Below are 20,700 nucleotides of genomic sequence, written 5' to 3'. Positions count from 1 at the left end.
TTGGGCGCGACTAAAATGGATCACAAGACCGAGCGCAACCAGTCATAGCGGCATTTGGGCGGTAAGACGCCATCAACGGCTGCGCATCAACTCGACCAGCATACAACGCGGGTCAGATCCGCGCAGCACCTGACGCGAGGTTTCAACCCATTCGGCAGCCTGAAATGCGGGGAAAAACGTATCAGGCGCGTCCACGTCCAAGTCAACCTCTGTGATCAGCAATCTGTCCGCGATTTCGATCATTTCACGATAGATACCCGCGCCGCCGATCCCATATAGGCGCGCGTGCCCTCGGGATTTGGCGAATTCAATAGCCTCCGACACGCTGGCGAAACGGTCAACATCCAGGATTTCACGGGAGGAAACTACGATATTCAGGCGGTTTTTCAATGGCCTGTAGGGCAGACTTTCCCACGTGTTACGCCCCATGATGATTGCGCCGCCAGTGGTCTCGCGTTGGAAAAAGGCCAAATCCTCGGGCGCATTCCAAGGGATATCTCCATCCTTGCCAATGGCGCCATTACGATCGCGGGCGACGACGAGCGACAACATCGTCTAAACCGCCACAGGGGCAGAGATGCCCGGATCAGGATCATAGTCAGTAATCTCGAAATCCTCATAACGAAAATCAAATAGCGATCCGACATCGCGGGTGATGCGCAATTTCGGAAGTGGTTTCGGCGTGCGCGCCAGCTGCTTTTCGACCTGTTCCATATGGTTGGAATAGATATGCGCATCGCCCAGTGTGTGCACGAAATCCCCCGGCTCGTATCCTGTCACATGGGCCAGCATGTGCAACAACAGCGCGTAGGACGCGATATTGAACGGAACACCGAGAAACATGTCCGCAGACCGTTGGTAGAGTTGCAGATGCAGCTTGCCGCCGGCGATCCGCACCTGCCACATCGTATGGCATGGTGGCAGCGCCATTTGTGGCACATCACCCGGATTCCACGCGGACACGATCATCCGGCGGCTGTCCGGACTCTTTCGGATCAAGTCCAATAAATCCTCTATCTGGTCAATCGTCCGCGCACGAAACACCGGGGCGCCGTCGGCCTCGCCAACCTCAACCCCCAAGGCAGGAAAGCGCCGCCATTGCGCACCGTAAACCGGGCCGAGATCACCATTCTCATCTGCCCATTCATCCCAGATCGAAACACCGTTCTCCTTTAAATACCCGATGTTCGTGTCGCCAGACAGAAACCACAGCAACTCGTGAATGATCGAACGCAGGTGCAGTTTCTTGGTCGTGACCAAAGGAAAGCCATCTGACATCCGATAGCGGCTCTGCAAACCGAAATAGGAAACAGTGCCGGTGCCGGTTCGGTCGGTCGATTCCGTGCCTTCGGCCAGCACGGTTTTCAATGCGTCGTGATATTGCTGCATCCTCGCCCCTCATGGCCTTCGTCTTGGTCCAGAGTTACCCGGCACCTGCACAGATCACAAGTTTGATCGCGTCCCGTTGTAGGGGTGGACGGCACGGCGTTTGCCCCTAGGATCACAGACAACGCAAAATAAGGAGAACTGCCGATGAAAACCCGTTACCTGCACACGATGGTGCGCGTTAAAGATTTGGACGCATCAATTGCTTTCTACGGTTTGCTCGGATTGAATGAGACCCGTCGCATGGAAAATGAAGGGGGGCGGTTCACCCTTATTTTCCTGGCACCCGACGGACAGGAAGAATGCCCCGTCGAGCTGACCTATAACTGGGATGGCGATGAGGCCCTGCCGGACGACAGCCGGAACTTCGGACACTTGGCCTATAGTGTCGAAAACATCTACGACATGTGCCAGCATCTGCAGGACAACGGGGTGACTATTAATCGCCCCCCCCCGTGACGGGCATATGGCATTTGTGCGCAGCCCCGACAACATCTCGATCGAATTGTTGCAGGAGGGCGATGCATTGGCCCCGCAAGAGCCCTGGGCGAGCATGAAGAATACCGGCCATTGGTAAGGCTCGCATGCCTTCTGGGGCTGCTTTGGCCCGGAATCGCGCAGGCCGACTGTCGGCTTGCGCTGGTTCTGGCGCTGGACGTGTCAGCCTCGGTGGATGCGACAGAGTACAACCTGCAACGGTTGGGGACGTCTGCCGCACTCGATTCGTCCGATGTTCGGCACGCGATTCTAGAGGGTGCGCCGGGTCATGTGGCGCTCGCGGTCTATGAATGGTCAGGCCACTATCAGCAAAAGCTGCATCTGGACTGGACCGCATTGCGCACTCACGGCGACATCGATCGTGCGGTGCTTGCCTTGGGGCAAATGACACGCAGCCACGATGAGTTCCCCACCTCGGTAGGACAGGCATTGGCCTATGGCGCATCCGTGCTGGAGCGCGGGCCAGACTGTGATCGGCGCGTGATCGATATGTCCGGTGACGGGGTCAACAATTACGGCTTTCGCCCCGGCAATGCCTATCGGCATTTTCCGTTTCAGGATGTTGTTGTGAACGGGTTGGTGATCCTCGGGGACGACCCCGATGTGCTAGGGTTTTACCATGGCGAGGTTCTGCACGGTCCCGGCGCGTTTCTGGAGATCGCGAATGGATTTGCCGATTTTCAAAATGCAATGACACGCAAACTGCACCGCGAGATCAGCGACATCATACTGGGAACGGGCCCGACTGCGCGCCCACGTCCACGCGGATGAGACAGCTTCTGCTGCTCTGCGCTCTCTGCCTCGCGCCGCCAACGGCGCAGGCTGAGTGCCGATTGGCATTGGCACTTGGCCTTGATGTTTCAGACTCAGTTGACGAACGCGAATATCGGCTACAACTTGACGGGGTGGCGGATGCACTGGAAACCAAGAGCGTGCAGGCCGCACTCTTTTCAATGCCCCAAGCGCATGTAGATTTGGCGGTTTACCAATGGGGCGCGCCCAATCAACAACATATTCTGGTGGCTTGGACGACGCTTCGCACGTCAAAGGATGCGGCGGATGTCGCGGCTCAGCTTCGTTCCAGTAATCTGCGTTTCTCCGACCCCACTACTGCTGTTGGCGCAGCGATTACATTCGGCACAGAGCTGCTCAAAGAGCGCGGCCTATGCTGGCAACATACGTTGGATATTTCGGGCGACGGTCCCTCGAATGCCGGTCCGCATCCGGGCGGTTTACCGCGTGATGGCTGGATCACGATCAACGGATTGGTCATCAATCCCCTCGGGCGCGACAATATCGACAAGGATCTCAGCCTGACGCAGACTCTTGAACATCATTACCGAACCCATGTGATCCGAGGCCCCGGCAGCTTTATCGAGACTGCCGTCGATTTCGACGCATTCCAGCAGGCTATGGCACGCAAGCTGCTGCGCGAGGTGCAGATTTTGACTGTATCAGAGACAACCACACAGACCATTCCATCAGATCTTCAATAAATATAGCGAATTTGATCCGTCCAGTACCGTTCTACCCTGCGCAGAGAAATGGCAATCTGGTCGATCCCGTCCGCGCCCAGAACACCCCTGCCCTGCAACCCTTCGGCGTGCCGCTCGAAAAGGCCGGCAACGATATCGCGAATATCGCGCCCTTTCTGCGTCAGGCGTACGCGCACCGATCGACGGTCAATTTCGCACCGCTGATGGTGCATATAGCCCATCTCGACCAGCTTCTTCAGATTGTAACTGACGTTGCTGCCCTGATAATATCCGCGCGACTTCAGTTCACCAGCTGTAACCTCGTTATCACCGATGTTGAACAGCAGCAGCGCCTGAACTGCGTTAATCTCCAGTACTCCGACGCGTTCGAATTCATCCTTGATGACATCCAGTAACAGCCGATGCAGGCGTTCCACCAGCGCAAGAGCGTCCAGATAGCCGGTCATAAAGCCCTGCTCAGCCTTTGGGGGGCTCAGAGTGTCGTGCAAAGTCATTATCATCTCCGTGCGAAACCGCTTGGAGAGTGACCCTGCGCGAAAATGCCCAACAATCGGTTAAACCGAACCGATAGCGCCTAAAATGCAATCTACTTCGTTGCCGCACCTGCGGTGCCGTGCTGTACGATATCTGCTGCCAGCACTTCAAACCGCGCCGGTGGCGCAACCTGACCTGAAACCCATTGGTATAGGTCCTGATCGTTCTCCTCCAGCAGGGCCTCGTAGAGATCCAGCATTTCGGAGTCGAGCATCTCCAACCGTGCCGCCGCATAGCGCGACAGCACGATATCCATTTCCTTGGTTCCGCGACGGATCGATCGCATGCCCAGCCGCCGCAGCCGGGTAGCGCGGGTTTCGTCAGGCAATCTCGGGCTCGCGCAGCAGCGTCTGCAATTCTTTCTCGACCCGGTTCAGCCGCTCAGAGGCCAGCCGCATCTGCACACTGATCTCACGCACTTCACTCAAGAGTTCAGACGCTTCGCGCGAGAGTGAGGCGCCCTCGGGATCGCCCGGTCCTTCGCCTTGCCCTGTCAACAACCATGTAATCGTGACATTCATCAGCCCGGCCATCATCGACAGACGGTTTGCACGCGGCTCGGAATGATCGTTTTCCCATTCTTCTAGGGTCTTCTTCTTGATCCCCAGCCGTTTTGCCAATTGCGCTTGGCTCATACCGGCCTGTTCGCGCGCACCTGCCACGCGATCGCCGAATGTGGTCGCGTCCGGGTCGTACCAACCCTCGAGTGATACAGCAGTCATCATTTTCCTTTCTGGCGATCATGCTTGATCCGCCTTCAAGCGCAACCTAAGACATGCAGAGCCATCATTCAAACCGGAGCCCGCCATGAATGCCCACTCCGCGACACTATCGCGCGTCAAACCCTCGCCCACCATCGCCGTCAGCACCAAGGCGCGCGAGCTAAAAGAGGCCGGGCGCGACGTGATCGGCCTTGGCGCAGGCGAGCCGGATTTCGACACGCCCGAAAACATCGCCGCCGCTGGCATCCGCGCGATTCAGGAGGGAAAGACGCGTTACACCGCTCCCGACGGCATTATCGAACTCAAGCAAGCCATCTGCGCCAAGCTGAAACGCGATAACGCACTTGATTACCTCCCGGCTCAGGTCAGCATCGGCACTGGTGGTAAACAAATCCTTTATAATGCCCTCATGGCAACGCTGAACCCGGGTGATGAGGTGGTGATACCCGCCCCCTATTGGGTAAGTTACCCCGATATGGTGCTGTTGGCAGGTGGCGAACCAGTCATTGCCGAGGCCTCGATGCAGACCGGGTACAAGCTGACCGCGGATCAACTGGAAGCCGCGATCACGCCCCGCACGAAGTGGTTCATCTTCAACTCTCCCAGCAACCCAACCGGCGCGGGATACAGTTGGGACGAATTGAAGGCACTGACAGACGTACTGCTACGCCATCCGCACGTGATGGTAATGACCGACGATATGTACGAACACCTCGCCTATGGTGATTTCAAATTCTGCACCCCCGCAGAGGTCGAACCGCAGCTTTATGACCGCACGCTGACCTGCAATGGCGTCTCCAAGGCGTATGCCATGACCGGATGGCGTATCGGATACGCCGCCGGCCCCGAATGGCTGATCGGTGCGATGCGTAAAATTCAGAGCCAGAGCACCTCGAACCCATGCACCATCAGCCAGTGGGCAGCCGTTGAGGCGCTGAACGGCACACAGGATTTCATCCCAGAGAATAACGCTGTTTTCAAACGCCGCCGTGATTTGGTGGTCAGGATGCTGAACGAAGCACCCGGCATCCAATGCCCGACCCCAGACGGCGCGTTCTATGTTTATCCGTCGATCGCAGAGCTGATCGGAAAGACCTCCGAGGCTGGCACAAAAATTACCGATGACGAGGTGTTTGCCACCGCACTGCTGGAGGAAACCGGCGTCGCGGTTGTCTTTGGAGCGGCATTCGGACTTTCGCCGAACTTCCGCGTCAGCTACGCTACGTCGGACGCCGCGCTAGAGGAGGCCTGCACACGCATCCAACAGTTCTGCGCCAAGCTGCGTTAAAGGAGACCGCATGGCCGGAGAACTGCCGGAATATTATTTCAGGGTGCGCGAAAATGGTGCTTTCGTGTTCCGCGTCGATACGGAGAACCGGCAGCGCCGGATCGACATGGATCAGATTGCGGTGGTCAACATCCGCAATGGCCAGATCAAGCCACATGGCGAACGCGAACTGACCGACCGAGACAGGGAGGTTATCCAAGAGTGGATGGCCGAACGTCTGGAGCTACAGGAATACCGCGACATTGACGACATCCACAGGGCGGTCGATTATCTGAATACGACAACGCATTGGGCACAGTCCCGTGCGACTGATGATCAGCTGGAGGCAGTGACCGACGCGCTGTTGATGGCGATGCATGACTTGCGCACGGTTCTGGTGCGCAAGAAGGCAGACAGACTGCTAAAAGATGTCGATGATGACGACGACGGGGATTGACCACGTCGTTCTCCCCTGCTGCCAATGCTTTGCAAATTTGCTGCGCTGAGGTTGTAAAATTCCGCACAGCACGCGGAATTTTACATATCTAAGCATCCTGCGCGCTGTGTGCATTCCGTTTCAGCCAGCGCCAGAATCGCGCCAGCATGAACACCGCAGCAAAGGCCAGACCAACCGCAAGGCCAAGCCAGATGCCAACGCCACCGTAACCAAGTGTGAAACCAAAGACATAGCTGACCGGGATTCCGATCCCCCAGTAGCTGAAAGCCGCAATGATCATCGGCACGCGCGTATCCTGCACACCGCGCAACAGGCCCAGCGCCATGACCTGCCCCGCATCCACCAGCTGAAACAGGGCCGCCGCCGCCAACAGCCAGATACCAATGGCGATCACCGCGTCGCGCTCTGGCTCTGACGGACTCATAAATATGCCGATCAAAAATTCGGGGATCGTAAAGAACACGATCATCGTCAGCGCGGCAGCGACCAAGGACAGCACAACCGCCACCTTGGCACCATCCTTGAGGCTGCGCATGTTGCCGGTTCCAAAGGCTTGGCCCGCGCGGACAGTGGCGGCATTCGACAGCCCGAGGTGGATCATAAACGTGATCGACGCGATCTGAAGCGCGATCCCATGCGCCGCCAACTGCATCGTACCCAGCCAGCCCATCATAATCGAGGACGCAGCAAACAGGCCCACTTCGGCAAGGTTGGTCATGCCGATCGGCCAGCCAAGACGGAACACGGCCCGCAACGCTTCCCAGTCGGGGCGCCAGACGCGGGTGAACATGGCATGTTCGGGTAATGCCACAGCCACGTAAATCGCCAAGCCCACCAGAGACGCTGTCGTGACTGTCGCCGAAGCAACGGCAGCGCCAACAATGCCCAACTCGGGAAAGCCCATGTTGCCGAAAATCAGTAGATAATTCACCACCACATTCAGGATCACCGCACCCAGCGTGACCCATAAAACCACCTGCGTGCGCTCCAGCGCGGCAAGGCAGGACTTGAACACCATAACCAGCAGCGACGGGATCACGACAAAGCCGACGATGCTGAGATATTGCCCGGCCATGACCGAAATCTCAGGGTCTTGCCCCAACGCCAGAAACAGGAATTCCGAAAAATACGTCAGAGGAAGCACCGCAAGACCAAACGCGATGGAGGCCCAGCACCCCATGCGCGTGACGCGCCGGACTTGCGTCTCTTGGCCGGATGCCTGCGCCGAAGCAACCATCGGCATCACCGCCCAGGCAAAACCCGATCCCATGATAAAAAACACAAAGAACAGCGTCCCGCCCAACACCTCGGCGGCAAGCGCGTCAACGCTGTACCACCCCAGCATCAGCGCATCTGTCAGAGTAATGGCAAACTGTGCCAAATGACTGCCAACCAACGGCAATCCCAGCGTCAGCAGACGCTTGGCGTGATGGCGGTTTGTCCCGGGCTGTCTCATGCCCTACCCCTATGCCGGGCGGACGCGCCCGGCAAGATGTCCTTTGGGGGTAGCGTACGAAACTCAACGTGGCGCGCGCGCCTCTGGATGTAGCGATTTTCCAAAAATGTGCGAGGAATTATGAATGACATGCTGCGCGTTGCAAACGATCAATGGGTCAGGCGCTACTGCGACCGCTGGATCCTTGCCCGGATAATCGAGTGTACTGAGAAAATGCAGCATGCAGTTCAGGCGTGCACGCTTCTTGTCATCCGACTTGATCACCGTCCAAGGCGCATCGGCAGTATCAGTGTAGAAAAACATCGCCTCTTTGGCCTCGGTGTAATCGCGCCACTTGTCGAGGCTCTGCTTGTCAATCGGGCTCAGCTTCCACTGCTTTAATGGATCCGTTGCTCGACTGGCAAAGCGCCGTTTCTGCATGTCCTGAGTGACTGAAAACCAGTATTTGAACAGTCGGATGCCCGAGCGTACCAACATGCGTTCCAATTCGGGCGTTTGCCGCATGAATTCCAAATATTCGCTGGGCTCACAAAACCCCATAACACGCTCTACACCTGCGCGATTGTACCAAGACCGATCATAAAACACCATTTCACCGGTGGTCGGCAGATGCTCGATATAGCGTTGGAAATACCATTGGCCGCGTTCCTGATCCGTCGGCTTGTTCAACGCAACGACGCGCGCCTCGCGCGGATTCAGGTGCTCCGTAAACCGTTTGATCGTACCCCCTTTGCCCGCCGCGTCTCGGCCCTCGAACAACAAGACAATCTTCTGATCAGATTCCTTGACCCAATGCTGCACCTTCAAAAGCTCGACCTGAATGCGAGCCTTTTGTTCCTCGTAGAGGCTGCGGCCTAACTTGTTCTTATAGGGATAATCGCCGTTCTCAAAGGCATGACGCAAATCGTCTACAGTACTTGGCGTCGACCTCATGTCAGCAGCCAAAACCTGTTCAGCCTGATCATGGTCCACCTTCTGGGCAACTGTCGTTCTGCTCACCATTGCTTTTGTCCCTCTCGCATTTTCGCGATCAGATTAGCACTGGTACACAGATCTGGCCTTGATCCGGGTCAAACCTGATCCAGAAACTGGCATTTAGTTGGCTGTTGCGGGGAATCGCGGTCAGTACAGGCCAGCGGGTGGCCTGATTGCCTCTGGTCGGGGCAAGTCACGCAAGTGGTTCAATGCGTCCAGACAGCACGGCGATTGGTGGCAAAGTTGTCACCATAGCCACCGGGACGGACATTGGCCTTGCGTGGCTTTGGTTCTTGCACAACGGCGTCGATCTCATGCTCTCTGGCATAGTCGAGCGCAGCCTGCTTGGTCGGAAAGGTCAAACGCACCTGCGCCTGCATGTCGTTGGATGACGTCCAGCCCATCAGTGGGTCGACCTCGCGCGCCGTTTGGTTGACGAACTCCAGAACCCATTTGCGGGTCTTTGCGGTACCCGATGACATTGCGGTTCGGGTGGGTCTGAAAATACGTGCGGGCATGCGCGTCTCCTTTGGCTTGGGCGGTTATCCCAAATTCACGCGACATGGGCAAGCTGTGATCGAGGTCTGGCAGCGATGTATGACGCCACGGGTGCTCTTGTCTGACCTGCCCGTCGGGTGACAAGATGAGTGAACTAGCCGCGCCCACACTTAAGAGGATCTGAAATTGGCGATAAAGATTGAAATGCTCAGATGCTTTCGCACTGTCGCAGACGCAGGCGGATTGGCAGACGCAGCAGAGGTGCTGGGGCGCACCCCGTCAGCGGTATCGATGATGCTCCGTCAATTCGAAGATCACATCGGCGCGCCCCTGTTTGAAAGCGCGCGGAAATCGCACCTGACGCCGCTCGGCGCTCAGATTGCAGCAAAGGCCGCGCAAGAGTTAGGTCACTTTGATCGGACCGTCGCCGCCATAGAGGCATTGGCGCGGGCAGAGGATGGGCATGTGCGCCTGTCGGTGACGCCTTCGGTCGCGCAGACCATCATGCCCCCGATACTGGAGCATTACATGCAAGCGCGGCCCGGCGTCCGGATTGAGATGCGTGATACCGATAGCGCATCGGTGCAGCGCGATCTGGAGCAGGGCAAGGCCGACATTGGCATTGCCAGCCTCGCGCCCTTTCCGGGATTCGACCGAGAGTTGATTCTTTCCGACGCTTTCGGTGTGGTCTGCCCCATCCATCACCCACTGGCGCAACACTGGACAGATCTGGGGTGGGATGACCTCGTGAGCCATGCCTTTATCGCCAACGGTCTGTGTCAACAAATCCGCGATCCGGGATTCCAGCCGATCCTGCACTCCTCGCGCCTTATGGTCCACAATACCGCGTCCATTCTCAGCCTCGTGCGCGCAGGAGCGGGCATCACCATCCTACCCGAACTGGCCGTGTTGCCCAAGTTTATGGATCTGGCGTTTCTACCACTGGCAGATGCCACGACACGACGTGAGGTCTGGATGGTCGTACCAACGCACAGCACGATGACCCCCGCCACCGCCGCATTAGCCGCCGCAATTCGCAGCGCGAATGTCTCTCCACCACCAAAATTTCAAAAAAGCTGAATTTTAGTTAACAAATTTGCGTTTGCCTTAAATTCATAGCTATGGCCAGATACCGGCTGCCCCGAACTGCGCGCGAAAGGAAACGACTCATGGCCAACCTTCAGAAAAATTACATCGGCGGTGACTGGTGCGAAGGATCCTCCGAAATCGAGAACCGCAACCCGTCCGATCTGGGCGATCTGATCGGTGTCTATGCACAGGCCAGCGCGGAACAGCTTGATCAGGCTTTGGCCTCCGCACGGCGCGCACAGGCGGAATGGGCCACCTGCGGGATGGAGCGCAAACAGGCCGCACTGATGGCCATCGGCAATGAACTGATGGCGCGCGCCGAAGAACTGGGCACGCTACTGAGCCGCGAAGAAGGCAAACCGCTGGCCGAAGGCAAGGGCGAGGTTTATCGCGCAGGACAGTTTTTCACCTACTACGCCGCTGAATGTCTTCGTCAACTGGGCGAGAACGCAGACAGTGTGCGCCCCGGCGTCGAAATCGACGTGCGCCGCGAACCAGTGGGTGTCGTCGCCGTGATCAGCCCCTGGAACTTCCCCACCGCCACGGCCAGCTGGAAAATCGCTCCGGCACTGGCCTATGGCAACGCCGTGCTATGGAAACCGGCAAACGTCACCCCTGCCTCTGCCGTTGCCCTGACCGAGATCATCAGCCGTCAGGACATCCCCAAGGGTCTCTTTAACCTTGTCATGGGGGCAGGTCGCGACGTGGGGCAGCGTCTGATCGAAAGCACCAAGGTGGATGCGATCTCCTTTACCGGCTCCGTACCGGTCGGACGCGGCATCGCGTCCGCAGCGATCCAGAATTTCACCCGCGTCCAGATGGAAATGGGTTCCAAGAACGCGCTGGTGGTGATGGATGACTCCGATCTTGATCTGGCCGTCACCCTCGCTCTGGGTGGTGCATTTGGCGGATCGGGTCAAAAATGTACCGCATCGTCGCGATTGATCGTGCACGAGGCCGTGCATGACGCTTTTGCCGAAATGCTGATCAAGGGCGCCGAGGCAATGACGGTTGGTCACGCACTGAAAGAAGGTACACAAATAGGCCCGGTGGTCAGCGAAAGCCAGCTAACCGAGAACCTGAAATATGCTGATCTCGGCAAGACCGAAGGTGCCGAACTGGCCTGCGGCGGTGTACGGGTCGAGCGCGAAACCGAAGGGTACTACATGACACCCGGCGTTTTCCTGAACACCACCAATGATATGCGCATCAACCGCGAGGAAATGTTCGCACCATTGGCAGCCGTGATCAAAGTGGGCAGCTACGACGAAGCTTTGCACACGGTGAACGACACCAATTTCGGCCTGACCTCTGGTATCGTGACTCGCAGCCTCTCGCGTGCCACGCATTTCCGCCGTAACGCCCGCACCGGCGTCGTCACGGTCAACCTGCCCACAGCCGGTACCGACTATCACGTGCCTTTTGGTGGGCGCGGTGACAGTTCCTACGGCCCCCGCGAACAGGGTCAGACTGCGCGGGAATTCTATACCGTCGTGAAAACCGCCTACATCGCGGCAGGCGATCCGGCATGACCTACCGCGTTGACTGTCTGCAATACGCCAACTGGTCGGAAAAGGTTTTCCGCCAGATGCGACAGGGCGGTGTCGACGCCGTGCATGTGACGATCAGTTACCATGAGAACTTCCGCGAAACCGTCTTGAACATAGAGAAATGGAATCGCTGGTTCGAACAATACCCTGACCTGATCATAAAGGGTCGGTGGGCGGGCGATGTGCGCACCGCGCACGAGACCGGCTGCACGGCCATCTTCTTTGGCTTTCAGAACCCCAGCCCGATCGAGGACGATATCGGTCTGGTCGAAGTGCTGCACGATCTCGGGGCACGCTTCATGCAGTTAAGCTACAACAACCAATCGCTGCTGGCGACCGGGTGTTACGAGGCCGAAGACCCCGGCATCACCCGCATGGGCCGCGAGGTTATCAAGGAGATGAACCGCGTCGGCATGGTGATCGACATGAGCCACTCGGCGGATCGTTCGACCATCGAGGCAGCAGAATTGTCCCAGCGCCCCATCGCCATCACCCACGCCAATCTGCATGATTGGCAGCCCGCCCTACGCAACAAGCGCGATGATGTCGTGCGCGCGGTCACTGAACGCGGCGGCATGATGGGGTTTTCGCTATATCCGCACCACCTGAAGGATAAGTCGGACTGCACGCTGGACAGCTTTTGCGCCATGATCGCCACAGCCGCCGAGCGGTACGGGGTTGAGCATTTCGGCATCGGCAGTGATCTGTGTCAGGATCAGCCCGACAGCATCGTGGAATGGATGCGCACCGGACGCTGGACCAAAACGGTCGATTACGGCGAAGGCTCTGCCGCAGCGCCGGGATTTCCGCCACAACCGGGTTGGTTCGCCGACAACCGCGATTTCGGCAATATCGAGGATGGCTTGCGCAAGATCGGCTTTGCCAGCGCCGAGGTGGCCGATCTGATGGGCGATAACTGGCTGCGCTTTTTCGAGGAAAACTTCACACCAACAAACATTGGCTGACCAGCGCGCGGAGGGAGGAGCGAGTGATGGAAGAAACTCAGGTGACGACGGTTGCACCACGCGACCCCGCCACTGTCATGCAACTCGCCCGAATGGGATCGCTCCATCAGTGCCGCCTGTCCTTCATGCGTCAGCTTCTGCGCCGTTTCAAATCCGAGAACTGGCATTTCGGAGTGCCCATGTTCGACATCGACGCACGCGGCGTGGGGCGCGCTGTCTATACTGCGCACGGACCACAAAACAGCTATTCTCTGGTAGCGTTTTCGCATGACCTGCCCCCCGAGCTGCGGTCAGACCGGGTCATCGCAACAGCTTGGGATGCAACCTTCACACTTTTCGACGGCATTCCTGACAAAGCTGATCTGGATCGCCTAGAGCAGAATGTGCCGTTGCAGGAGGCGGGCCGTATATCCGAAAAAGAACTGTCACTGGCCCGTGCCAACCGGTCCGTACGGCTGTGGGACCATGTGGTCAGTCGCCTTGCCGCAGGGCAGCAGCCGGATGCGCAAAAAGTCCGTGAAGTTGGGTATCTGATGCGTACCACCGCCGTCTATGGCTCTGGCAAATTTGGCGCAGCGGACCGCGAAGCCACCTGTGCCCGGCCCGAGTTTCAGGCACCCTTTCAAGTCGAAATGTTGCATGTGTACCTGATTCGAACGTTCGTGATGGATCTGGTCGAGTTCATGGCGCATCAACGCAACCCCGCGACTGCAGTGCCAATTGACCCTGCGTTGCGCCGTCAATTCGGCATTGGAAACTCGACGGGGCTGGGGATGGCACCATTCCTGCTCAACCATCCGGCGTTGTTACACAGTTGGATCAACGCCCGCGAAACCGCATTGGCGCGGGTTCGTTCGTTGTCAACTGCAACAATAGCAGAGATTGATACTCTGCGTCACCTGATCCGACGCGCCCGCCGGAACGCCCAGGATTGGGTATCCGAGCATCTAGTGCAGATCGACAAGCTGGATGCGTTGCGCTCGGATCTGCAGGCGCTAGAAGCGCATCTGAAGGACGCTGACCTGCTGACCAACGCACCGTGGGACCGGCTCTGGCTGTGGGGCGAGGCTGCGCTCAGCCTTGAGGGTCAGGAACAGTTGGCGTCGTTACTACTAGAACCCTATGGGCATCTGGTCGACGATCTCGGCCCCGGCATGGCATCAGACGAGACAGCACATTGGCGCATTGACGGAGCGATGAGTGTCGGTCAGCTTCGTACCATCACCGAAGATGTGTATCGCTGGGCACTTGATACAGACTGGTCGGATCCCGCTGCCATTGCACGTGTCTGGTACATCTCCGAGGCAAAGCTTGAACCGCGATTGGGCGAGCGTCATTCCGAGCCGCTCACCCCTTACGAACAACCGCTTTGCCCCGGACGGGATTCTGCCCTGATGTACAAAGATTTGCACCGTTTCGGCGGTGAAACCGTAGCCGCCTTTGCCCTGCATCACCCAGAACATCGACATATGGTGCGGCGTGCGCAAATCACCGCGCATCTACCCTATGCAGAGATCCGCGACAACACCATCGGCGCGGACCTGTTGCCGATTGATATGCTGCGCGCCAAGCTGAGCTTCTTTGGCGCTTGCCATTTCGATCCGCGGTCAGACCGTTGGGTGCGCATCAACATGTACAAACATGCGCCCTTCCCTGCCGAGTTGGGTGAAGCCGAAGCCGACGATTGGACATTGCCACCGCAAGGAACCAGCAGATGAGTTGGTCATTGAGTGAGGCCGAAAGCCTGTCCCGCAAGGCGGCACGGGGCGCGGGATTCTCTTGGGGCATGGCCGAAGAGGCCGGACGCGCGGTTCGATGGCTGGCCTCGGTATCGTTGCCGGGACCCGAAATGCTGGTTGCGCGGCTGGAACGTGGTCCCTGCGCGGCACCCGAGCCCAATGGCGAGATCTGGACAGCGACCAGCGGGCCACTTTGTCCGATTGGTGCGGGCGTCGCGTTGGCTGATAGGGCGGCGACAGTCGCGTGCGGTCCGGCCTTGGTTTTGCGGGGCGTGGCCGATCCCATGTTGTTGGTGCCCTTCGTTGCTGCCGCCGCAGCGCAGACCGGAACCGCATTGCGGATGGATTGCGCGGGTGGAAGTTTCATCTTTGGCGAGCACGCGTGCGGTAAGATGCCGCCACACGCACACCCTGTCGATGTCCGTATCAGCACGGGCGCAGATCCAGACAAGGGGCTCCCGCGCTTGATCTGCCAGCAGCGCTATCAAATGCCCCGTTCCACTGAAGCTGTGCTGCTTGCTTATGCCCACCGGACATACGCCCCGGACACCGAGGCCAGCCGCCTGTCAGGTGCGGGTGCTGGTCTGTCGGATAACGATTGAACGCGAGACGTGATTACAACCCGTGTGATGCCTGTGGCGGGAGCATTGATCAAAGAAAAAAGCCCGCCCGTAGCGCGCCGTGCCGGACTGTTCAGGCAAAGTCACGCAACCGTGCGACATAGCGCGCCAGCGTATCAATCTCCAGATTCACCGCATCGCCCAACGCCACTTGTCCCCAGGTCGTCACTTCCTTGGTGTGCGGGATGAAATTGATGCCGAATTCGCAGTCATCCACCTCGTTCACTGTCAGTGATACCCCGTTGAGCGCGACCGATCCTTTCGGCGCAATGAAACGCGCGAGTGTATCAGGCGCGCGCAACGTCACGCGTGTGCTGTCACCATCCTCGGCGATCCGCACCACCTCGGCCACGCCATCCACATGGCCCGATACGATATGGCCGCCCAGCTCGTCGCCCACTTTCAGCGCGCGTTCCAGATTGATCTGGCGCGTTTCCACCCATTGGGAGAGGTTTGTTTTGGACACAGTCTCGGCGGAAATTTCGACGTCGAACCAATCATCGCCCAGCGCGATCACGGTCAAGCAGACACCATCACAGGCGATCGAGGCACCGATGTCGATGCTCGCCGTATCGTAACCACAGCCGATGCGCGCCCGCAGGTCGCCGCGTTGCTCCAGTTGGCGTATCGTTCCCTGATCGGTGATAATTCCGGTGAACATGGTCCGTCTCCCTATGCCCTGCCCGCCCGAGGTAACGATCGCGCCCGTTCAAGGCAAGGCAGGCGTCTTATTTTTGCCCAACTCCGCGCGTAATCAATAGAAGAGGCAACCGAGTATATTGGCGCAATGAGCAACAATGCTGGCTCTTCCCGTGTTTTCCTGTTTCTGCAGGGGCCGCACGGACCGTTCTTTTCCAGACTGGCGCGGATGCTGCGTCGGGCGGGTGCGGATGTGTGGCGCATTGGGTTCAACTCTGGTGATCGATTCTTCTGGCGTGAACGTAACAGTTATATTCCCTTTCGCGGCGCACCCGGACAATGGGCCGAGATGCTGACCGATACCATCAAGAACCGCCAGATCACCGATATCGTCCTTTATGGCGATACCAGACCCATACACGCAGAAGCAGTGCGCATGGCAAAGACGATGGGCCTGCGGGTGCATGTATTTGAAGAAGGTTACATGCGGCCCTATTGGGTTACCTATGAACGCGGCGGCTCCAACGGCAATTCACGTTTGATGGAAAAATCAGTCGAAGAAATGCGCGCGGATCTAGAGTTGTCGGACATGGATACCGCGCTTCCGCCTGCCAGTTGGGGTGACATGCGGCACCATGTTTTCTATGGCGCGATCTATCATGGCTGCGTTCTGCTGGCCAATCAGGCCTACCGCAATTTCCGCCCACATCGTTCAATCACGGTCCGCAAGGAATTCGCGCTCTATATCCAACGGTTGCTGCTGATGCCGTTCCAAGCAGTCGACCGGCGCATCTCCACTTGGCGCATCCGTCATGGTGGCTTTCCTTATCATCTGGCGTTGCTTCAGCTTGAACACGACAGCAGCTTTCAGATGCATTCGCCCTTTGACACGATGAGCGATTTTCTGGAAACCGTGATAGAGGGTTTCGCACGGGGGGCCCCGACGCATCATCACCTCGTGGTTAAAGCGCATCCATTGGAAGACGGCCGCGTTCCTGTCAGGCGCGACTTGCGCCGGTTAGCGCGCGCCTACGGCGTCGCGGATAGGGTGCATTACGTGCGCGGTGGCAAGCTGGCGCAGCTCTTGGATGAGGCACGCAGTGCCGTCACAGTTAACTCCACTGCCGCGCAGCAGGTGCTTTGGCGTGGGATCCCGCTCAAGACGTTCGGCGAGGCAGTTTACGCTAAACCCGAGTTTGTTTCGACCAAACCACTGGCAGATTTCTTTGCCGGCGCAGAACGCCCGGATCGCAAAGCCTATGCCGACTACCGCCGCTACCTGTTGGAAACCAGCCAGATCGCGGGCGGATTTTATTCAGCGCGGGGCCGTCGCCAACTGTTGCGTCAGGCGGTCGATATGATGCTAAGCAGTGATGATCCTTACGACGCGCTGAAGTCAGGCACAGCGGCACCGAGGCAACAGTTGCGGGTCGTGACGTGACAGACACAACCTGTAGCGCTGGATTTATCTAGCCAACTCAGGTAGATTCGGCGCAAAGTAAAAGTACAAATAAAAAAAGTACTGAGGCAGTAACATAGGTCGAGGAGACCGAGCAGTGAAAACCCCTACACGTCTGTGGGCGCGGTCCGTCGCCCTGTTGTCCATTGCCCTGATGGTTGCATCATGTGGGATCCTCCCACAGGTAGGTCCGAACAAACGCCAGATATATTCTGGGTCAGTTCAACGTTCCGGAGACGCCTACGTGGTATCCGTCAATGACCGCGTGACCCGTGCCACAGCCGTACAACCCGCCCTCGGCTTCTCAGACAAGTTCAAGAACGCTGGCCGCCTCGGTTCTGATACGATCCGTCCAGGCGATACGCTGGGTCTGACCATCTGGGAAAACGTCGATGACGGGCTGTTGGCAGGCGAGGCAGCCAACCAAACCATCCTCGAAGAAGTACAGGTCGACGGCAGCGGCTTCATCTTCGTGCCATACGCAGGCCGTATCCGCGCAGCAGGCAACTCGCCTGAGAGCATCCGCCGCATCATTACCGCCAAATTGGATGAACAGACGCCCGATCCGCAGGTTCAGGTACGCCGTCTGGCGGGCGATGGTTCAACCGTGTCGCTCGTGGGTGCGATCGGTGCGCAGGGTGTTTATCCGATTGAGCGTCCGACGCGGACTTTGGCAGCAATGCTGTCCGCTGCGGGCGGGATAACCATCCCCGCAGAAGTGGCGCAGATCACGGTGATCCGTGGTGAAGAACGCAGCAAGGTCTGGTTTCAGGACCTTTACAAGCATCCGGAGTTCGACATCGCCCTACGTGGTGGCGATCGCATCCTGATCGAACAGGACAGCCGCGCCTTTACCGCACTAGGAGCCACCGGCGCACAAAGCCGCGTGACATTCGAGACCCAGACCCTGAGCGCGATCGAGGCGATCGCGACTGTGGGCGGCTTGATCTCCAGCACATCAGATCCCACCGGTGTCTTTATCCTGCGGAATGAACCTGCGGAAATTGCCAATCAGGTACTTGGACGCAGCGACCTCGTTGGCGACCAGCGGATGATATACGTGCTGGACCTGACCAAGCCCAACGGCATGTTCATGGCGCGTGATTTCTCTGTTCGCGATCAGGACACGCTCTATGTGACCGAAGCACCGTTCGCTCAGTGGAGCAAGGTGATCGGTGCATTGACCGGCACACTTGGTGTGGTCAGCACAGTAGACGGTGCGACAGCGGCCTTCGGCGGCTAATGCCCCTGCCCGACGACCATTCGCCCGCCGGAGCCGACGCGCCCCGGCGGGCTTATTTTTTCAACCTCGGTTTCCTGCGCCAACCACAGGTACGGCGCATCCTGACGCTGGCAGGTTACGATCTGCGGGTGGGCAAACCCGGACCCGATGATCTGATCGCCGTCTGGGGTCACAGCCCCTATGCGGCGCGTGGTGAAGCCGTAGCCGAGAAAACCGGCGCACAGATCATCCGTGTAGAGGACGCATTCCTACGGTCCGTCCATCCGGGCCGCGCAGGCGCGCCGCCACTGGGCCTCGCCATTGACCAGACGGGCGTGCATTTCGACCACACCGGTCCTTCTGATTTGGAAACGTTGTTGGCGACCCATCCGCTGGATGACACTGCCCTACTGGATCGCGCACGCGGTGCCATTGCCAGATTGCAGGACGCCCATCTAAGCAAATACAACGCCTTTGATCCCACGGCACCCTGCCCCGACCCAGGCTATGTGTTGGTGATCGACCAGACCCGCGGCGATGCCAGTATCGCCTATGGCGGTGCGGATGCGAACACGTTCCGGGAGATGCTGTACTACGCACAAGAGGACAACCCCGGCGCGCGCATCGTGATCAAGACCCATCCCGAAACAACGGATGGCTACCGGACGGGATATTTCGGACCAGATGACGCAGCGGACAACATCACCATTCTAACAGATCCCGTTAGCCCTTGGGCTCTGCTTGAGGGTGCCACCGGTGTCTATACGGTTACCTCGCAACTGGGGTTCGAGGCGATCTATGCAGGGCACCGTCCGCGCGTATTCGGACAACCATTTTACGCGGGCTGGGGTCTGACCGAGGACCGTCACCCGCTTGGCCTGCAACGCCGTGGTCGCAATCTCAGCCGCGCGCAACTCTTTGCAGCCGCGATGATCCTTTACCCGGTCTGGTACGATCCTCACCATGATCAGCTATGCGAGATCGAGGATGCGATCACAACCCTCGAGGCTCAGGTGCGCACATGGCGCGAGGATCGCCACGGGTGGTCCGCGCATGGTATGCGGATGTGGAAACGCAAACCTTTGCAGCAGTTCTTTGGCGCGCATGAACGTATGACCTTCGACCGTCCTGCCGCCCTGCCACGCCGTGATATGGTATGGGCGGGTCGCGCCGGAGATGCACCCGAGGGTGCGACGAAGATCGAGGATGGATTCCTGCGTTCACGAGGCCTCGGCGCTGAGTTGATCCCTCCGCTCAGCCTCGTTTGCGACACGCGCGGCATCTATTACGATCCGACACGCCCCAGCGATCTGGAAGGATGGATTTCCAAACGCGCCACCCTCCGCCCCGATCAGCGCGCGCGCGTCGAGGTGCTGATGAAGCGGCTCGTCGCATTGGGTATCAGCAAGTACAATCTGGGTGGTAGCCTGCCTGACCTGCCTGTTGGCCGCCGCATTCTGGTCCCGGGCCAGGTCGAGGACGATGCGTCGATCCGCCTTGGCGCGGGGAATATCAAGACCAATCTAGATCTGTTGCAGGCTGTCCGCGCAGCCAATCCTGACGCCGTTCTCCTCTATAAACCGCATCCCGATGTCGAGGCCGGATTGCGTAATGGCGCGGTCTCAGATGTCGCCCTATCAAGGCTGGCTGACGCAACTCTGCCCCGCTGCGATCCGACCGCGTTACTGGCAGAGGTTGATGAGGTCTGGACCATGACTTCGTTGATGGGATTCGAGGCCCTGTTGCGCGGGGTCCCCGTGACCACCACCGGCGCACCCTTTTATGCGGGGTGGGGACTAACCAATGATCTGGGTCGCACCCCTGCGCGCCGGGCAGCACGGCCTGATCTTGCCGGTCTTGCACATGCCGTTCTGATTGATTATCCGCGCTATTTCGATCCCGTCACACAACAACCCTGCTCTGTCGAAGTGGTGGTCGACCGGCTCGCTTCGGGCGCGGTGCCGCATCCCGGCCTTGCCAACCGGCTGCTAGCGAAACTACAGGGCCTTCTCGCCTCGCGTGCAGTGCTTTGGCGTTGATGAATCTCCTGCCCAACCGAACTGACCTGAACAATACTCGCAGCGGCTCACAAGCTTTGCCCTCGCATTGATACCCGTATCGCGCTATG

General features: G+C 58.5%; 21 protein-coding genes and 1 pseudogene. 13 read left to right on the top strand and 9 right to left on the bottom strand.

Annotated elements, in window-relative coordinates; all coding sequences use genetic code 11:
• Positions 1-72: 72 nt before the first annotated feature.
• Positions 73-552, bottom strand: a complete 480-nt coding sequence (locus tag N7U68_RS17815) for a dihydrofolate reductase (protein ID WP_263047688.1) — start codon at positions 550-552, stop codon at positions 73-75.
• 3 nt (positions 553-555) lie between these two features.
• A complete protein-coding gene (locus N7U68_RS17810; RefSeq protein WP_165193312.1) occupies positions 556-1,389 on the bottom strand; it encodes a thymidylate synthase in 834 nt (277 codons plus the stop codon).
• Positions 1,390-1,533: 144 nt separating this feature from the next.
• Here N7U68_RS17810 and N7U68_RS17805 point away from each other — a divergent pair.
• The 3 genes and pseudogenes from N7U68_RS17805 to N7U68_RS17795 all read left to right on the top strand — a co-directional run bounded on the left by N7U68_RS17805 (position 1,534) and on the right by N7U68_RS17795 (position 3,380).
• Positions 1,534-1,963, top strand: a pseudogene (locus N7U68_RS17805) (VOC family protein).
• Positions 1,957-2,655 carry a DUF1194 domain-containing protein gene (locus N7U68_RS17800; RefSeq protein WP_263047687.1) on the top strand — a complete coding sequence of 233 codons (699 nt, stop codon included), beginning with the start codon at positions 1,957-1,959 and terminating at the stop codon, positions 2,653-2,655. Before N7U68_RS17805 ends, N7U68_RS17800 begins: the two are co-directional and overlap by 7 nt.
• Positions 2,652-3,380, top strand: a complete 729-nt coding sequence (locus tag N7U68_RS17795; RefSeq protein ID WP_263047686.1) for a DUF1194 domain-containing protein — start codon at positions 2,652-2,654, stop codon at positions 3,378-3,380. Before N7U68_RS17800 ends, N7U68_RS17795 begins: the two co-directional genes overlap by 4 nt.
• Here the strand turns inward: N7U68_RS17795 and N7U68_RS17790 are convergent.
• The 3 genes from N7U68_RS17790 to N7U68_RS17780 all read right to left on the bottom strand — a co-directional run bounded on the left by N7U68_RS17790 (position 3,374) and on the right by N7U68_RS17780 (position 4,636).
• The gene (locus tag N7U68_RS17790) at positions 3,374-3,874 is read right to left on the bottom strand and encodes a MarR family winged helix-turn-helix transcriptional regulator (RefSeq protein WP_165193318.1); all 501 of its coding nucleotides are present in this window, start codon (positions 3,872-3,874) and stop codon (positions 3,374-3,376) included. The genes N7U68_RS17795 and N7U68_RS17790 overlap by 7 nt on opposite strands.
• Before the next feature lie 92 nt (positions 3,875-3,966).
• Positions 3,967-4,200 carry a succinate dehydrogenase assembly factor 2 gene (locus N7U68_RS17785; protein ID WP_263047685.1) on the bottom strand — a complete coding sequence of 78 codons (234 nt, stop codon included), beginning with the start codon at positions 4,198-4,200 and terminating at the stop codon, positions 3,967-3,969.
• A 34-nt stretch (positions 4,201-4,234) separates the two neighbouring features.
• Complete coding sequence (locus tag N7U68_RS17780; RefSeq protein ID WP_165197690.1) at positions 4,235-4,636, bottom strand: helix-turn-helix domain-containing protein; 402 nt, start codon at positions 4,634-4,636, stop codon at positions 4,235-4,237.
• An 85-nt stretch (positions 4,637-4,721) separates the two neighbouring features.
• Between N7U68_RS17780 and N7U68_RS17775 the strand changes: the two genes are divergently transcribed.
• Complete coding sequence (locus N7U68_RS17775; RefSeq protein WP_263047684.1) at positions 4,722-5,924, top strand: pyridoxal phosphate-dependent aminotransferase; 1,203 nt, start codon at positions 4,722-4,724, stop codon at positions 5,922-5,924.
• Between the two features lie 10 nt (positions 5,925-5,934).
• On the top strand, positions 5,935-6,360 hold the full coding sequence (locus tag N7U68_RS17770) for a hypothetical protein (RefSeq protein ID WP_165193322.1): 426 nt from the start codon (positions 5,935-5,937) through the stop codon (positions 6,358-6,360).
• Between the two features lie 88 nt (positions 6,361-6,448).
• Here the strand turns inward: N7U68_RS17770 and N7U68_RS17765 are convergent, their stop codons facing one another.
• The 3 genes from N7U68_RS17765 to N7U68_RS17755 all read right to left on the bottom strand — a co-directional run bounded on the left by N7U68_RS17765 (position 6,449) and on the right by N7U68_RS17755 (position 9,309).
• Positions 6,449-7,816, bottom strand: coding sequence for an MATE family efflux transporter (locus N7U68_RS17765; protein WP_263047683.1), 1,368 nt, complete (start codon positions 7,814-7,816; stop codon positions 6,449-6,451).
• A gap of 63 nt (positions 7,817-7,879) precedes the next feature.
• On the bottom strand, positions 7,880-8,749 hold the full coding sequence (gene ppk2, locus N7U68_RS17760; protein ID WP_263049184.1) for a polyphosphate kinase 2: 870 nt from the start codon (positions 8,747-8,749) through the stop codon (positions 7,880-7,882).
• Positions 8,750-8,997: 248 nt separating this feature from the next.
• On the bottom strand, positions 8,998-9,309 hold the full coding sequence (locus N7U68_RS17755; protein WP_165193328.1) for an ETC complex I subunit: 312 nt from the start codon (positions 9,307-9,309) through the stop codon (positions 8,998-9,000).
• Between the two features lie 166 nt (positions 9,310-9,475).
• On the opposite strand from N7U68_RS17755, the gene N7U68_RS17750 reads away from it, so the two are divergent.
• From N7U68_RS17750 to N7U68_RS17730, 5 genes are all read left to right on the top strand, one after another.
• Complete coding sequence (locus N7U68_RS17750; protein ID WP_263047682.1) at positions 9,476-10,369, top strand: LysR family transcriptional regulator; 894 nt, start codon at positions 9,476-9,478, stop codon at positions 10,367-10,369.
• Positions 10,370-10,458: 89 nt separating this feature from the next.
• A complete protein-coding gene (locus tag N7U68_RS17745) occupies positions 10,459-11,910 on the top strand; it encodes an aldehyde dehydrogenase family protein (protein ID WP_263047681.1) in 1,452 nt (483 codons plus the stop codon).
• On the top strand, positions 11,907-12,893 hold the full coding sequence (locus tag N7U68_RS17740; protein WP_263047680.1) for a membrane dipeptidase: 987 nt from the start codon (positions 11,907-11,909) through the stop codon (positions 12,891-12,893). Before N7U68_RS17745 ends, N7U68_RS17740 begins: the two co-directional genes overlap by 4 nt.
• Positions 12,894-12,919: 26 nt before the next feature.
• A complete protein-coding gene (locus N7U68_RS17735) occupies positions 12,920-14,611 on the top strand; it encodes a hypothetical protein (protein WP_263047679.1) in 1,692 nt (563 codons plus the stop codon).
• The gene (locus N7U68_RS17730; RefSeq protein WP_263047678.1) at positions 14,608-15,234 is read left to right on the top strand and encodes a DUF3726 domain-containing protein; all 627 of its coding nucleotides are present in this window, start codon (positions 14,608-14,610) and stop codon (positions 15,232-15,234) included. The genes N7U68_RS17735 and N7U68_RS17730 overlap by 4 nt, the downstream gene beginning before the upstream one ends.
• 91 nt (positions 15,235-15,325) lie before the next feature.
• Here the strand turns inward: N7U68_RS17730 and N7U68_RS17725 are convergent, their stop codons facing one another.
• Positions 15,326-15,913, bottom strand: coding sequence for a riboflavin synthase (locus N7U68_RS17725; RefSeq protein WP_263047677.1), 588 nt, complete (start codon positions 15,911-15,913; stop codon positions 15,326-15,328).
• Positions 15,914-16,039: 126 nt separating this feature from the next.
• On the opposite strand from N7U68_RS17725, the gene N7U68_RS17720 reads away from it, so the two are divergent.
• The 3 genes from N7U68_RS17720 (at position 16,040) to N7U68_RS17710 (ending at position 20,611) form a co-directional block, all read left to right on the top strand.
• A complete protein-coding gene (locus tag N7U68_RS17720; protein ID WP_165193339.1) occupies positions 16,040-17,332 on the top strand; it encodes a capsule polysaccharide biogenesis protein in 1,293 nt (430 codons plus the stop codon).
• Between the two features lie 172 nt (positions 17,333-17,504).
• Positions 17,505-18,593 carry a polysaccharide biosynthesis/export family protein gene (locus N7U68_RS17715; protein WP_165197694.1) on the top strand — a complete coding sequence of 363 codons (1,089 nt, stop codon included), beginning with the start codon at positions 17,505-17,507 and terminating at the stop codon, positions 18,591-18,593.
• Positions 18,593-20,611, top strand: coding sequence for a capsule polysaccharide biogenesis protein (locus N7U68_RS17710; protein WP_263047676.1), 2,019 nt, complete (start codon positions 18,593-18,595; stop codon positions 20,609-20,611). The genes N7U68_RS17715 and N7U68_RS17710 overlap by 1 nt, the downstream gene beginning before the upstream one ends.
• The last annotated feature ends 89 nt before the right edge of the window (positions 20,612-20,700 follow it).

The sequence above is a fragment of the Roseovarius pelagicus genome, assembly GCF_025639885.1.
Classification (GTDB): Bacteria; Pseudomonadota; Alphaproteobacteria; order Rhodobacterales; family Rhodobacteraceae; genus Roseovarius; species Roseovarius pelagicus.
Note: the sequence above shows the minus strand (reverse complement) of the source record. Positions and strands in the feature narration are given on the sequence as shown.